This is a genomic window from Stenotrophomonas sp. AG209 (genome assembly GCF_003550055.1).
Taxonomy (GTDB): Bacteria; Pseudomonadota; Gammaproteobacteria; order Xanthomonadales; family Xanthomonadaceae; genus Stenotrophomonas.
This window is the reverse complement of sequence record NZ_QXDB01000001.1, coordinates 1,918,361-1,932,505: the sequence shown is the minus strand read 5'-3', so window position 1 is coordinate 1,932,505 and position 14,145 is coordinate 1,918,361. Positions and strand designations below refer to the sequence as shown.

At 67.2% G+C, this 14,145-nt stretch carries 11 protein-coding genes; 10 read left to right on the top strand and 1 reads right to left on the bottom strand.

The window, feature by feature from the left end; translation table 11 throughout:
- The first annotated feature begins 97 nt into the window (after positions 1 to 97).
- The 4 genes from rodA to DFO63_RS08940 all read left to right on the top strand — a co-directional run bounded on the left by rodA (position 98) and on the right by DFO63_RS08940 (position 5,987).
- Positions 98 to 1,192 carry a rod shape-determining protein RodA gene (rodA, locus tag DFO63_RS08955; RefSeq protein ID WP_182474399.1) on the top strand — a complete coding sequence of 365 codons (1,095 nt, stop codon included), beginning with the start codon at positions 98 to 100 and terminating at the stop codon, positions 1,190 to 1,192.
- 1,060 nt (positions 1,193 to 2,252) lie between these two features.
- Positions 2,253 to 3,398, top strand: a complete 1,146-nt coding sequence (gene mltB / locus DFO63_RS08950) for a lytic murein transglycosylase B (RefSeq protein ID WP_101766094.1) — start codon at positions 2,253 to 2,255, stop codon at positions 3,396 to 3,398.
- Positions 3,395 to 4,666, top strand: a complete 1,272-nt coding sequence (locus tag DFO63_RS08945; protein ID WP_049443676.1) for a septal ring lytic transglycosylase RlpA family protein — start codon at positions 3,395 to 3,397, stop codon at positions 4,664 to 4,666. The genes mltB and DFO63_RS08945 overlap by 4 nt, the downstream gene beginning before the upstream one ends.
- A gap of 100 nt (positions 4,667 to 4,766) precedes the next feature.
- Entirely contained in the window at positions 4,767 to 5,987 is a 1,221-nt protein-coding gene (locus DFO63_RS08940) for a D-alanyl-D-alanine carboxypeptidase family protein (protein WP_101766093.1), read from the top strand.
- Positions 5,988 to 6,213: 226 nt separating this feature from the next.
- Here DFO63_RS08940 and DFO63_RS08935 read toward each other — a convergent pair whose 3' ends face one another.
- The gene (locus DFO63_RS08935) at positions 6,214 to 7,272 is read right to left on the bottom strand and encodes a lipid A deacylase LpxR family protein (RefSeq protein WP_182474398.1); all 1,059 of its coding nucleotides are present in this window, start codon (positions 7,270 to 7,272) and stop codon (positions 6,214 to 6,216) included.
- A 351-nt stretch (positions 7,273 to 7,623) separates the two neighbouring features.
- On the opposite strand from DFO63_RS08935, the gene DFO63_RS08930 reads away from it, so the two are divergent.
- The 6 genes from DFO63_RS08930 to DFO63_RS08905 all read left to right on the top strand — a co-directional run bounded on the left by DFO63_RS08930 (position 7,624) and on the right by DFO63_RS08905 (position 14,140).
- On the top strand, positions 7,624 to 7,902 hold the full coding sequence (locus DFO63_RS08930) for a YbeD family protein (RefSeq protein ID WP_005411067.1): 279 nt from the start codon (positions 7,624 to 7,626) through the stop codon (positions 7,900 to 7,902).
- Positions 7,890 to 8,600: a lipoyl(octanoyl) transferase LipB gene (gene lipB / locus DFO63_RS08925; RefSeq protein ID WP_014038512.1), complete on the top strand. Its 711-nt coding sequence runs from the start codon at positions 7,890 to 7,892 to the stop codon at positions 8,598 to 8,600. The genes DFO63_RS08930 and lipB overlap by 13 nt, the downstream gene beginning before the upstream one ends.
- A gap of 19 nt (positions 8,601 to 8,619) precedes the next feature.
- On the top strand, positions 8,620 to 9,630 hold the full coding sequence (gene lipA, locus DFO63_RS08920; RefSeq protein ID WP_049442836.1) for a lipoyl synthase: 1,011 nt from the start codon (positions 8,620 to 8,622) through the stop codon (positions 9,628 to 9,630).
- A gap of 234 nt (positions 9,631 to 9,864) precedes the next feature.
- The gene (locus tag DFO63_RS08915; protein WP_049442837.1) at positions 9,865 to 12,042 is read left to right on the top strand and encodes a carboxy terminal-processing peptidase; all 2,178 of its coding nucleotides are present in this window, start codon (positions 9,865 to 9,867) and stop codon (positions 12,040 to 12,042) included.
- Positions 12,043 to 12,275: 233 nt separating this feature from the next.
- Positions 12,276 to 12,884 carry a DUF2242 domain-containing protein gene (locus DFO63_RS08910; RefSeq protein WP_119006788.1) on the top strand — a complete coding sequence of 203 codons (609 nt, stop codon included), beginning with the start codon at positions 12,276 to 12,278 and terminating at the stop codon, positions 12,882 to 12,884.
- Positions 12,885 to 12,907: 23 nt separating this feature from the next.
- Entirely contained in the window at positions 12,908 to 14,140 is a 1,233-nt protein-coding gene (locus tag DFO63_RS08905) for a hypothetical protein (protein ID WP_182474397.1), read from the top strand.
- Positions 14,141 to 14,145: the final 5 nt, after the last annotated feature.

Here is a 14,145-nt window from a genome sequence, read left to right as displayed (position 1 = left end):
TTCCCACAGGAAAAGGGATCTGACCCCAGAGCTCGGCTACGGAGAGCAGGGGCGTCCTGACAGCTTCACGCAAGCGCCCGTTGCTACCGTGGCCAGCGTGGAATGGAAACGACTGCTTGGCGGCTGCCGTGAGGTGGTGCGCACCATCGATCTGCCGTTGCTGGCTGCCTTGTTGATCCTGATGGGCGCGGGCCTGGCGGTGCTGCACAGCGTGTCCGGGCCGGTGGGTGGCCAGGCAGCGCGCTTTGCCGGTGGGCTGCTGGCCATGTGGCTGCTGTCGCGCGTGTCGCTGCTGCGCCTGCGTGCATGGACACCGGCGTTGTATGCGCTGTCGATGTTGCCGCTGATGGCGGTGTACGTGATCGGCACCGGCAAGTACGGGCAGCGCTGGCTCAACCTGGGCGTGTTCTACCTGCAGCCGTCCGAGCTGCTCAAGCTGAGCCTGCCGTTGATGATGGCGTGGTACCTGCACCGGCAACCGCTGCCGCCGTCGCCGCGCACGATACTGACCGCCGCAGTGCTGATCGGCGTGCCGGCGGTATTGATCCTGATGCAGCCCAATCTCGGCACCGCCACCTTGGTCACCGCCAGCGGCGTGTTTGCGTTGTTGCTGGCTGGACTGCACTGGGGCTGGGTGGCGACGGGTGCGGCAGGGCTGGCGGTGGCTGCACCCCTGGCCTGGTTCGGCCTGTTGCGGCAGTACCAGAAGGATCGCGTGCTGACTTTCCTCGACCCGGCGGCAGACCCGCTCGGCACCGGCTGGAACATCCTGCAGTCGCGCATCGCGATCGGTTCCGGTGGCTGGGAGGGGCGTGGCTGGGGGCAGGGCACCCAGGCCACGCTGGATTTCCTGCCCGAGTACACCACCGACTTCGCGTTTTCGGTGCTGGCCGAGGAGTTCGGCTGGATCGGCGTGGCGACGCTGTTTGCGCTGTACCTGTTCGTGGTCGGGCGTTGCCTGTGGATTGCAGTGCACGCGCGCGATACGCATGCGCGGTTGCTGGCCGGCAGCCTGGGGCTGGCGTTCTTCGTCTACGTGCTGGTGAACGGTGGAATGATCTCCGGCCTGCTGCCGGTGGTGGGCATTCCGATGCCGCTGATCAGCTACGGCGGGACGTCGGCGGTCTCGTTGCTGGCCGGCATCGGGTTGGTGATGGCGGTACGCGGGCACCGGCCCGTGCACGGGGGATAGGGTTTCCAGCCAACGGCGCAGCCCCTCGTGGGTGGTCGCGCAAAGCAGTTCATGGGTGGGGCCGGGTAGATGGGCTGCGCAGGGGACGCTGCAAGTACGTCCATGTAAGCTCGGTCGCCGCATCCATGCGGCTCACGCCCCTGCGCAGCCCATCTACCCGGCCACGGACAGGTTCCGTGCGCGTCTACCCACGGAGAAGAAAGAGAAGATCAAAAGCGGGTCGCGGCGCTGCGCTTGCTCCTGAGCCGAGCATGGCTATGCCGGTCGTCCTGACCGGCACCCTTCGGGCCGTCGCCATGGGCGACGTTGGCAGCGGCTCCTGCCGCTGCCTTCGGCTCTACAGGAAGCAATGAAGCGGGCGGCCAAGCTGGTTTTGCTTTTGATCTTCTTTTTCTTTTCCGTGGGTGGACGAACACGGAATCTGCCAGCGGCCGGGTGGGTGGGCAGTGCGGGGTGTCCGCGGCATGGATGCCGCGGCCAAGCCCCCATGGATGGGTTCACGGCGTCCCCGCAGTGCCCACCCACCCGGCCAGCCCTCAGCAATCCGGCTTTCAGCGACCAATTCCACCCACGAGGGGCTGCGCCGTTGGCTGGAAACTTCCTGACTCTGCGCAATGCCCGTTATGGAATCGTTCTCACAACGACGCACAGCAGCACGCGCTCTGACCAATTTCCAGAAAAAATGTTAGCTGGTTCACACTTTTACAGCGCGTTGATCTTGATCAATGGACTTGTCGTAATCGGCCTGCACAATGGCGGCCCGTTCGGCACGGCGCGCCGTCAATCGATGCAGCGCGAGGGGGCGTCGGGCGGGAAGCAGTACTGATCCAACGGGTACAGGGAGCGCGGGGTACTGCCACTGGGGAGCGGCAGCCGCGCAGGTACCGACCGGATCCGGTCGCCGGTTGCGTCTGCGGGGATGGGGACGCAACCGGCAACCTCTATCTGAATGGGGCAGGGTGATCACGACGTCTTCACATTTCCCGCTGAACACGGGCAAATCGTTGTGATTCATGGTGTTAGGGGTTTTAATTCATCCATGACCTGCTAACCTGCGACGATGATTCGACGCACTCTGGCCTGCATGCTCACCCTCGGCCTGGTCGCCTGTGCGACCCAGCCGAAGTCCCCACCGTCTTCGCCCCAGGCCAGCAGTACGCCGCGCCAACCCGCCGCCAAGGCCCATGGCCCGGCCGAGGCTGCGCCCGAAGCCACCGCTGCCACCGCGCCGCCGGTCGATCTGACTCCGGTGCCGTTCGAGGTCGCGCGGGCCCGCTTCATTGCCGATACCGCCAAGCGCTATGGCCTGAAGCCGGAGCAGATCAGCAGCGTGCTCGACCAGGCGCAGGTGCGCCAGCCGATCATCGCCGCGATGTCGCGCCCGGCCGAGCGGGTGAAGCCGTGGAACGAATACCGGCCGATGTTCATCAGCAAGGCGCGCATCGATGGCGGCCGCGCGTTCCTGGCCCAGCACCGTGCCGAACTGGATCGCGTGCAGCAGCGCACCGGCGTGCCGGCCGAAGTGATCGTGGCGATCATCGGCGTGGAAACCAGCTACGGCAAGAATGCTGGCAGCCATCGCGTGCTCGATGCGCTGTACACGCTGGCGTTCTATTACCCGCGCAGCGGCGACCCGGCCAAGCTGGAACGCGAAGTGCGCCGCGAGCTGTTCTTCCGCGATGAGCTGGCCAAGCTGTTCGAGCTGGGCCGCGAAGAGAACCTGGACATCACCACGCTCAAGGGCAGCTATGCCGGCGCGATGGGCATGGGCCAGTTCATGCCGTCCAGCTATCTGGATTACGCCGTGGACGGAAACGGTGATGGCCGCCGCGACCTGTTCACCAGCTACGACGACGTGTTCTCGTCCATCGCCAACTACTTCGTGAAGAAGGGCGGCTGGGTGCGTGGCGGACAGGTGGCCGTGCCGGCCACGCTGGCGCCGGGACGCGAGGAGTTCAATCCGACTGAATGGATGCCGACCTGGTCGATGGCCGACCTGGCGCAGCGCGGCTACCAGCCGAGCGCGTCGGTGCAGCCGGGCGCCACCGCCACCCCGATCACGCTTGAAGGCAGCACCGGCAAGCAGTACTGGCTGGGCTTCCAGAACTACTACGCGATCACCCGCTACAACCTCTCGAAGATGTACGCGATGGCCGTGTTCCAGTTGTCCCAGGCCATCGCCGGACAGGAGCTGCCCCCGGCATGAACATCAGATGGCTGGTCCCAGGCTTGATTGTCCTCGCGTTGGCTGCCTGCAGCAGCGCGCCGAAGAAGCCGGCCACGGCCGGCCATGGTGGCAAGTCGGGTGGCACCCTGGTGCAGGGGCGCGGCTCGCGCCCGGCACACTGTCCGGAAGGGTCGCCGTACGCGGCGGCCAAGGAAGACCTGAGTACCCGCGGCAACTACACCGCCGGTGGCCTGTACAAGCCGGGCGTGCGCGACAGCACGCCGGATTACATTCCCAACGTGGCCTGCATTCCCGAGCCGGAAGTGACCGCCGAGGAGCGCTCGGCGATCGGCAACAAGTCGCCGTACGTGGTGCTGGGCAAGTCGTACAAGGTGCTCGACGATACCCATGACTATGTCGAGCGCGGCACCGCGTCGTACTACGGCGCCAAGTTCCATGGTCGCCTGACCTCCAACCGCGAGGTCTACGACATGTACCAGTTCACCGCCGCGCACAAGACGCTGCCGCTGCCCAGCTTCGCCCGCGTGACCAACCTCGACAACGGCGAGTCGGTGATCGTGCGCGTCAACGATCGCGGCCCGTTCCACGATGGCCGCGTGGTCGATCTCAGTTATGCCGCCGCGGTGCGCCTGGGCATCACCCAGCGCGGCACCGGCAACGTCGAAGTGCGCGCGCTGCAGCCGGGCGAGAGCAACCTGCTGGCGCAGAAGCCGTCGCGCCGCGAGCGTCGTGCCGCCGAAGCGGCAGCCGCGGTGGCCAGTGCGCGCCCGGCACCGACCGCGCGCGCAACCGCCGACAGCGATATCGATCGCCTGGTCAAGGGTCTGCCGGCCGATGGCATGCCGGCGCGTGGCCAGCCGGCTACCACCCAGGGTGTGGCCAGCACCGTGCCAGATGTGGCGGTCAGCAGCCTGCCGCCGAGTGCGCCGCTGGTGCGCAGCACTGCACCGGCACCGGTTGCAGTCGCCAGCGCTGCGCCGCGCGCCGTCGCGCCGGCACCGGTGCGCACCGTCGCCGCTACGCCGGCGGCACCCAGCCTGTCGCAGCAGGTGGTGGGCGCGGTGATGGTGCAGGTCGCCAGCTTCTCCAGTCGAGACAACGCCAACCGCGCGATGGGCCAGCTCAATGCCGCCGGCATCGTCGGTGCGACCATCAGCGACATCGCCGCCGGTGGCCGCACGCTGTTCCGCCTGCGCGTTCCCGCCAACGACCATGCCAGTGCTGCGGAACTTGTCGGCCGCATCGCCGGTCTGGGCCTGGGTTCGCCGCAGATCGTCAAGGATTGATCCGCCCGGGCCGGTGCTGCCGGCCCATGCTCCCCCGGCCTTACAATGGCCGTTACGTTCCACCCTCCATTCCCGGCCGTCCCCTGGAGCCTGCTGTCCAATGAATTTCCGTTCCGCCGCCACCGCCCTGGCCGCCACCCTGGTGGTGGGCCTGGCTTCCGCCCAGACGCCGCTGCCGACCCCGGCCACGCCGGCGCCTGCCGCCGCCGCTGCTGCCCCGGCCACCGTCGCCACTCCGCCGGCCCCGGCGCCGAGCGTGTCCAAGGCCTGGGTCCTGATGGATTACGCCACCGGCCAGGTGCTGGCTGGCGAGAACATCCACGAGCAGCTGGCCCCGGCCAGCATCACCAAGGTGATGACGTCCTACGTGATCGCCGCCGAGGTCAAGAACGGCAAGGTCCGTGCGGATGACCAGGTGATGATGAGCGAGCGCGCCTGGCGCGAGGGTGGCGCCGGCACCGATGGCAGCTACAGCGGCTTCCCGGTCAACCAGACCGCACGCCTGGAAGACATGGAAAAGGGCATGGCGATCCAGTCCGGCAATGACGCCGCGATCGCCCTGGCCGAGCACGTGGCCGGCAGCGAAGAAGCCTTTGCGTCGCTGATGAACAGCTACGCCGCCAAGATCGGCATGAAGGACTCGCACTTCGTCAACGCCCATGGCCTGACCGCACAGGGCCACCACAGCACCGCCTACGACCTGGCGCTGCTGGGCCGCGCAATGGTGCGTGATTACCCGGAAACCTACGCGTACAACAAGATCAAGGAATTCCAGGTCGGCAACATCAAGCAGCCGAACCGCAACCTGCTGTTGTGGCGCGATGGCAGCGTGGACGGCATCAAGACCGGCCACACTTCCGAAGCCGGCTACTGCCTGATGAGCTCGGCCCAGCGTGGCGACCAGCGCCTGATCGCCGTGGTGCTGGGTGGTTCGTCGGAGAAGCAGCGTGCCGATGACAGCCTGGCCCTGCTGAACTGGGGCTTCCGCTTCTTCGAGACCCACCGCCTGTACGAACCGGGCAAGGCCGTGGCCGAGCACAAGGTCTGGAAGGGCACCACCGACAAGGTGCAGCTGGGCGTGGCCCAGCCGATGCTGGTGAGCGTGCCGCGCGGCCGCTACAACGACCTGAAGCCGAGCATCGACGTGCCCAAGACCCTGGAAGCACCGTTCACCGCCGGCCAGCAGATCGGCACCGTGAAGGTCACCCTGGATGGCAAGGTCATCGCCGAGGCACCGCTGGTGGCCGTGGCCGCCGTCGAGCAGGCCGGCTTCTTCAAGCGCCTGTGGGACAGCTTCTGGATGTGGTGGGAATCGGAATGATCCACGCCCCGGCGTGGTGAACGGAAAGGCCGGCGAATGCCGGCCTTTTCTGTTTCGGGATGCCGCTTGCGCATGAATCCTGCCGGATGGGGGTAGTGCCGGCCGCTGGCCGGCTCCCCATGAACCCATCCGGATGTGGGTAGTGCCGGCCGCTGGCCGGCACCCCATGAACCCATCCGGATGTGCCAACAGCCGGCCAGCGGCCGGCACTACCTCACCCCCTCGCTTACAGCGAGCGACTGATGGTGAAGCTGCCGAACACCGGCGACTGGCGCTGGCCATCGAATTCGCGGGTGCTGTGGTAACGCGCGACTGCGAATTTCCAGCGCCCACGCATCACCGCGATGCCGTAGCCGCCCTGGGCCACCACGTGGCGCTTGTCCGCGCTGTGGCTGCTGCGGAACGTGTTGCCGTCCAGGGTGATGTCGCGGATCATCCACGCCGCGTCGGTGGTCACGAACAGGTGCCATGACCAGCCGTTGGGACGACCACCACGGGTCGGTGCGGTGTTCTCACCGGCCGGACGCAACGGCGTGCTGCCGAAATCATCGGGCAGCTTCCAGCCGAAACGCACTTCGCCACCGGCATTGGCCTTGGTTTCCAGGTTGCCGATCGCACCACCGTAGTGGCTGATCGCATCCCAGCCCCAGCCGCCGGCATTGACGCTGGCATCGGCCGGCCAGCGGCGCATGCGCTCGTGGGTCAGCATGAACACCGGTTCGTTGTGCAGCTGGTTGTCCCAGCCCTCGAACTTCTTGTCGCCCAGGAGGTTGTGTACCGCGTCCTGCACCTGCTTGCCCTGTGCCCATGGGCCGACCACGCCCAGCGTCAGCTGGGTGGTCTGCAGGCGGTCGCCGCTGCGCGCGTTGAAGCCGAAGCTGGCGATCAGCACGCCGGCATACGGGCGGTCATCCTTGATCAGATCGCGGCGGGCCGGGTCGGTCGGGGTGAAGATGCCCTGGCCGATGCTGAAGATCATGTTCTGCTGTTCGAACCTGCCGGGGTGCAGCCCTTCCAGGTACTGGTTCACCCAGCGCGCCATGCGCGGCAGGCAGGGGTCGTCGGTGTAGTCGACCAGGTTCGGCGAGACCAGGGTCAGCTGCGCGCCGTTGGTGTAGCCCTGGTCCTGGTGGCGGCCACCGAACAGGTCGTTGTCGACGCGGAAATTGATCTGCGGCGGGTGGTCGCGCATGGCGTCCGGGCCACACTGTTCGGCCGCCTGGGCGGCAAGGGGAAGGGTAGCGGCCAGCAGGCCGGCCAGCCCGAGGGCTGCGACACTACGCATGGATGGAATGCTCATGGGGAAGGGGGCGGTTTTCTGTCGTTTTCTGCAACGCCACGGTACTCGCGCCCGCGCGTCGGAACGAGCGCGTTGGGATCACTTGTCTGTTCCGAAAACAACATTTTCCGACGGACACAATTTGTTACCCGATCAGGCGCCGGTACCGTTCCACGCAGGCGCCGCAGCTCGCCCTGGGGGTGCTGTGGCCCGGCCGCAGCGGGGGATTGCAGTCAGCTGCGGTTGGGCCTTCGGCCCGGGCGCCGGGGCCGTCTGCAACGCAGCAGGCCGCCCGTGCCGTCTTTGACGTTGATGAATACTCTTGGGTTTGTCGCCCTGCGGCCCGATAATGGGGCCATGGAAATCAAGTCCGACAACCCCGACCACGGCTTCCAGTTCCCCGGCCAGTTCGAGCTCAGCGCCATGGGCCCGGCCAACCGCGGCCTGGAGCATGAGCTTCCCCGTCTGCTGCTGGCTGCCGGCATCGATGTGGTGAACGAACGCATCAGCTGGAAGCATTCGTCCAACGGCAAGTACGTGTCCGTCCGTATCGTGTTCAAGGCCGAGAGCCGCGAGCAGTACGACCTGGCGCACCAGGCACTGCGCGACCACCCGGAAGTGAAGTGGACGCTGTAGCCGACAGCTGCCCGGCCGAAGCCGCCCCGGAAGACCGCGCGCCGCGTCCGGCGGTGGTCCGTGACCTCGGCCGCCAGGCCTATGAACCGGTGTGGCGCGCCATGCAGCGCTTCACCGACCAGCGCAGCGACGCCGACGCCGACGAGCTGTGGGTAGTCGAGCACGATCCGGTGTTCACCCTGGGCCAGGCCGGCAAGGATGAGCATGTGCTGGCGCCGGGCGATATCCCCGTGCTGCACGTGGACCGTGGCGGCCAGGTGACCTATCACGGCCCCGGCCAGATCGTGGTCTATCCATTGCTGCGCCTGCCGCGGCTGGGCATCGGCGTGCGCGACTACGTGTGCCGCATCGAGCAGGCGCTCATCGATACCCTGGCCGAGTGGAACATCGGCGCCGAACGCCGCGAGGGCGCCCCGGGCGTCTACGTCGGTGGCGCCAAGATCGCCGCGCTCGGCATCCGCGTGCGCCGCGGCTGCACCTTCCATGGCCTGGCCTTCAACGTGGCCATGGACCTGGAACCCTTCCACCGCATCAACCCCTGTGGCTATCAGGGGTTGCAGGTGACCTCGGTGGTAGACTTGGGCGGCCCCTCCGGGATGGATGCCGTCAAGCCGGTGCTGCTGGACCACCTGGCCCGCCAGTTCGGCCTGCTGCTGCAGCACACGCCGGAACTGCCCGATCTTTCTGCGGCCGCCTGACCGCCCCCCCGGAACTGCCATGACTGAAACCACCGCCCGTTCCATTCCCCTGCAGATCGTGCAGGGCGACTCTCCGTCCGCCGCGCCGTTGCAGGCCGGGGTCAAGCAGCTGGGCGGTGACAAGATCAACCGTTCGCCGGTGCAGTTCGCCGACGCGCCGGTGCTGCGCAAGCCGTCCTGGATCCGCGTGCGCATTCCCTCGGGCAATGCCGTGCAGAACCTGAAGGCCAAGCTGCGCGAGAACCGCCTCGTGACGGTGTGCGAGGAAGCCAGCTGCCCGAACATCCACGAGTGCTTCGGCCATGGCACCGCCACCTTCATGATCCTCGGAGAGGTCTGCACCCGCCGCTGCTCGTTCTGCGACGTGGCCCACGGCCGCCCGAAGCCGCCGGATGCCAACGAGCCGGCCAGCCTCGGCCAGACCGTGGCCGACATGGGCCTGAAGTACGTGGTGGTGACCAGCGTCGACCGCGATGACCTGCGCGATGGCGGTGCCCAGCACTTCGTCGACTGCATCACCGCCATCCGCGCGAAGTCGCCGGGTACCCGCATCGAAGTGCTGACCCCGGACTTCCGTGGCAAGGGCCGCATGGAGCGCGCGCTGGAGATCCTGGCGCAGAACCCGCCGGACGTGTTCAACCACAACATCGAGACCGTGCCGGACCTGTACCGCAACGTGCGCCCGGGTGCGGACTACCAGTGGTCGCTGAACCTGCTGAAGAACTTCAAGGCGCAGCACCCGGACGTGCCGACCAAGAGCGGCATCATGCTGGGCCTGGGCGAAGAGTTCGAACAGATCAAGGCCACCATGCGCGACCTGCGCGCGCACGACGTGGACATGATCACCATCGGCCAGTACCTGCAGCCGACCGCGCACCACCACCCGGTACTGAAGTACTGGACCCCCGAGGACTACAAGGCGCTGGAAGACTACGGCTACGAGCTGGGCTTCAGCCACGTGGCCTCCGGCCCGATGGTGCGCTCGTCGTACCACGCCGACGTCCAAGCCAAGGGCGCGGGCGTCCGGTAAGCGGTTGCCGCCGGGCCACGGCCCGGCGCTGCCAATGGGTGCCACCACCAGCATGGTGGGTGCGGACCGTTGGTCCGCACGCCTTTGCCTGCATTCACAATTTGCTACACCGGCCCCGCTAGGCTGGTTTTCCACCGAGCGCGGCCGGGTGACAAGCCCGGCAACTTTCGGCACTGTCGTGGTGTCTGAACACCCTGCAGTCTCCCCCTTGGCAAGGCGCCTTCGAGCACGTCAATGAAATTCAAAGCCCCCGCATTCCTGATGGCCCTGGCGCTGGTCGCGCCGCTGGCGCTGGCGGCCAAGGCCGACTCGCCCGCATTGCCCGCGGCGGCCACCGCCGATCAGGTGACCACCTCCAAGCTGGTGTACGGCCTGTTGTCCGACAGCCGTTACGCCTACCGCCCGCGTGCGCTGGACGAGGCCACCTCCAAGGACGTGTTCAAGCGCTATCTGGAGACCCTGGACGGCGGCAAGCAGTACTTCACCCAGGCCGACGTGGCGCGCTTCGCGCCGTTCGAAGCCAATATCTCCTCGGCCATCCGTGGCGGCGAGCTGGAGCCGGCGTTCCAGGTATTCGCGGTCTACAAGCAGCGCGTCGGCGAGCGCGTGGCCTATGCGCGCAAGCTGCTCAAGCAGGAACCGGACTTCACCACCGACGAGCGCTTCGAATACGACCGCAAGAAGGTGCCGTGGGCGGCCAGCAGCGCCGAGCTGGATGAGCTGTGGCGCAAGTCGGTGAAGAACGACTGGCTGCGCCTGAAGCTGGCCGGCAAGAAGCCGGACGACATCCGCAAGACGCTGGACAAGCGCTACGCGACGCTGGAGAAGTCGGTCAACGAACTGAAGGGCGAAGACGTCTTCCAGTTCTTCATGAACTCGTACACCAGCGCGGTTGATCCGCACACCGATTACTTCACCCCGCGCACCGCCGAGAACTTCAACCAGGCGATGTCGCTGTCGCTGGAAGGTATCGGTGCGCAGCTGCAGCGCCAGGACGATGTGGTGGTGATCCGCGAGATCATCGCCGGCGGTCCGGCCGCAGTGGACGGCACGCTGAAGCCGGGTGACCGCATCGTCGGCGTTGGCCAGGGCAAGTCCGGCCTGGTCGAGGATGTGATCGGCTGGCGCATCGACGATGTCGTGGCCAAGATCCGCGGCGCCAAGGACACCCAGGTCAAGCTGGAATTCATTCCAGCTGCCGAAGGTGCCGACGGCAAGCACCACACCCTGGTGCTGACCCGGCAGAAGGTGCGCCTGGCCGAACAGGCCGCCAAGGGCGAGACCATGACCATTCCGGCCGCCAACGGCGAGCCGGCACGGAAGATCGGCGTGATCAAGCTGCCGACCTTCTACCAGGACTTCGAAGGCCGCCGCCGCAATGCCGCCGACTATGCCTCGGCCACCCGCGACGTGGCCAAGCTGCTGGCCGGTTTCAAGAACGACAAGCTGGACGGCGTGGTGCTGGACCTGCGCAACAACGGCGGTGGTTCGCTGGATGAAGCGATCGAACTGACCGGCCTGTTCATCGAGCAGGGCCCGGTGGTGCAGGTGCGCGAGTCCGGTGGCCGCGTCACCGTCAACAGCGACCGCAACCAGGGTGTGGCGTGGGACGGCCCGCTGGCGGTGCTGATCAACCGTGGTTCGGCCTCGGCCTCGGAGATCTTCGCCGGTGCCATCCAGGACTACGGTCGTGGCCTGGTGATCGGTGAAACCAGCTTCGGCAAGGGCACGGTGCAGAACATCGTCGACCTCGACCGTTGGCCGAGCGGCGAGACCCAGCGCTTCGGCCAGGTCAAGCTGACCATCGCCCAGTTCTTCCGCATCAGCGGCAGCAGCACCCAGCACAAGGGGGTAGTGCCGGACCTGGCCTTCCCGGCCAGCGTCGATGCCACCGAATTCGGCGAAAGCACCTACGACAACGCGCTGCCGTGGACCCGCATCGCTGCCGTGCCGCACACCCAGTACGGCAACTTCGCGCCGCTGCTGCCGAAGCTGGAGACCCGTCACGACGCGCGTATCGCCACTGACAAGGAATTCCAGTGGTGGAACGAGGACGTGCAGCAGTTCCGCACTGAAGCGGCGAAGAAGTACATCTCGTTGAACGAAGCGACCCGTCGCGCCGAGCGCGAGCGCCAAGACGCCCAGCGCAAGGAGCGCCAGGTGCAGCGCAAGGAACTGGGCCTGGCCCTGGACCCGCTGGCCGACGACAGCAGCGACGATGGCCTGACCGGCAACGAGCGTGACATCGTGAAGGATGCCGCGCGCGAGAAGGCGGCGGAAAAGCGCCCGGACCCGCTGCTGCGCGAGTCGGCCTCGATCCTCGCCGACGCGGTGAACCTGCTGGCCAACGACCGCCCGCTGTCCGCACAGGTGCTGCCGCAGTCCACCGGCGCGGGGCGTTGGGCGGACTAAGCCGGAGACGGCATGTGATACCCGAGGGGCCGGCATTGCCGGCCCCTTTCTGTTTGGGGACCTCGTTCACGGTAGCGCCGGGCCATGCCCGGCGAGCGAACTGCCACAAACGACTTAATCCCCTCCGTCCCCTTTTTCGTGCATGAACCGGGAGCAACGTGGGGGGGGCATGTCGACCTGCCGCACACGGGGGCGGGACTACCCTTGGTGCTTCCGTTCTCGCAGGAGTACCCATGCGGGCCTCCCGTCTTTCCAGCGCTGCCGTGGCGCTTACCAGCGCCCTGATCCTCTCGGCCTGTGGGGGCCGTGCCGCCGACAGCACCGTGCTGCGCGAATCCTTCGATTCCGGCGATACCTTCTCGCGCACGGTCGATGGGCGCCCGGGCGACGCCTGCGAGGCGGCGCGCCGCACCCTGCTCAGCCAGGGCTATGCCATCGCACGTTCCGATGAGGCACAGGTGGAGGGCAACAAGAATTTCCAGCCGCGCGAGGATGACCATGAGCAGCTGGTGCTACGGATCTCCTGCGCCCCGCGTGGCAGCCAGACGCTGGTGTTCGTCAGCGCAGTGCAGGATCGCTACGCGCTGAAGAAGAGCCCGACTTCGGCCAGTGTCGGTGTGGGCGCGCTGGGCTCGGTGTCGCTGCCGTTCGGCAGCAACGACGACTCGCTGGTTAAGGTGGCCAGCAGCACGGTCACCGACGCCGAGTTCTATCGTCGCTTCTTCCAGCGCCTGGAGCAGTACCTGCCGGCTGCGGCGGGCAAATCTGCGCCATCGCCATCGCCATCGCCATCGCCGGCAGCGGCGCCGGAGCCCGCACCGGCGGTCACGGACCAGGGCTGAGCGTGCGCGGCAAGTGGCTGGGTATGGCCCTGCTGCTGGTGCCAGCGTGGGGCGCCACGGCGTCATCCCTGGACTGTGCGCAGGGCCTGCTGCAGCGGCTGGGGTGGCGCTTCGAAGACGCGGATCTCCGTGCGCCGCAGGTACTCAAGGGGCCGGTGTGTACGCGTGCCTCGCTCGCCGCGGCGCAGGCAGCGGGTGATCTGCGCGTACGCTGGCCGACGGATCTGCCTGCGGGCGAACGACAGGCACTGCTGCAGCAGCTGCTGGAAGACCCTGCCACGGTCTGTGCCTATGCCTTCGAGCTGGGGGCGGCCACGCGGCGCGCGACCTCGGCATTGCAGGGCAATGCCACGTTCCGTTTCTCCGGCCCGCAGCTGGGCTGGATCGGCTTTGGTCTGGGTGGCGCGCCGGCACAAGGCTGGCAGCGTACGCGCAGTTTTGGTCGCGGCTTCGTGCCCAGTGCGGGCAACAGCCATGCGCTGCAGGCGTTCTACAGCGGTAGCGTGCGTGCCGAATGCGGTGTCGGCCGCCAGGTCGCGCAGCTGGCCACCCAGCGCGAGCTGTATGGCGATACCGCGTTCGATACGGAGTTCGCAGCGGATGAACTGTCGATCGGCACCTTCCTCGCGCTGCACGATACCGACAGCATCCTGCTCGGCGCGCATGCTGGCGATTTCTTCGCCGACGGCAAGGCGGTGCGCACGTCGGCGATGGGGCGGCAGGCGTTCGTCGGCGTGCCCGGTTTCATCGAACATGTGTACGACAAGGGCATGCTGGACGACCTGAGCAACCAGGCCGAGAACTTCGTGGTGGTCGAGGTGGGCGAGGGTGCTGCGCAGGCGTTGCAGCTGCACGGCGGCCTGGCCTGGTACGACCAGCGCAATGCCGAGCTGTGGAAACTGGCGCAGGACATCCCGCGCATCGGCCAGCGCTACTTCGAGCGCCTGCTGTTCGACCGCGATCCACACCTGCGCGCACGGCTGGCGCCGCGCTACCACGACACGCTGGCACGCATGGACCAGCTGCTGGACGATCCGTTCTACCAGCAGTTCGTGATCTATGTGCATCCGCGCGGTATACGTCCCATCGGCTACCACATCGCCCGCCTGCTCGATCGTAATCCGCGCACGCCGTTTTCGATCGACCTGGCGGTGCACAATCTGCATACCACGCTCTACCGGCGTTGGCGCGAGGCGCAGCTGCGCCACTGCGCGGCTACCGGCAGGCCAGGCAGCCTGACCCTAGACCCCAACTGAAGGTG

What these genes read in the sequence shown, in the direction of transcription:
- mltB (WP_101766094.1), top strand. Translation starts at nt 2,253, where the DNA reads ATGATTCGACGCACTCTGGCCTGCATGCTCACCCTCGGCCTGGTCGCC.
- DFO63_RS08945 (WP_049443676.1), top strand. Translation starts at nt 3,395, where the DNA reads ATGAACATCAGATGGCTGGTCCCAGGCTTGATTGTCCTCGCGTTGGCT.
- DFO63_RS08940 (WP_101766093.1), top strand. Translation starts at nt 4,767, where the DNA reads ATGAATTTCCGTTCCGCCGCCACCGCCCTGGCCGCCACCCTGGTGGTG.
- DFO63_RS08935 (WP_182474398.1), bottom strand. Translation starts at nt 7,272, where the DNA reads ATGCGTAGTGTCGCAGCCCTCGGGCTGGCCGGCCTGCTGGCCGCTACC.
- DFO63_RS08930 (WP_005411067.1), top strand. Translation starts at nt 7,624, where the DNA reads ATGGAAATCAAGTCCGACAACCCCGACCACGGCTTCCAGTTCCCCGGC.
- lipA (WP_049442836.1), top strand. Translation starts at nt 8,620, where the DNA reads ATGACTGAAACCACCGCCCGTTCCATTCCCCTGCAGATCGTGCAGGGC.
- DFO63_RS08915 (WP_049442837.1), top strand. Translation starts at nt 9,865, where the DNA reads ATGAAATTCAAAGCCCCCGCATTCCTGATGGCCCTGGCGCTGGTCGCG.
- DFO63_RS08910 (WP_119006788.1), top strand. Translation starts at nt 12,276, where the DNA reads ATGCGGGCCTCCCGTCTTTCCAGCGCTGCCGTGGCGCTTACCAGCGCC.
- DFO63_RS08905 (WP_182474397.1), top strand. Translation starts at nt 12,908, where the DNA reads ATGGCCCTGCTGCTGGTGCCAGCGTGGGGCGCCACGGCGTCATCCCTG.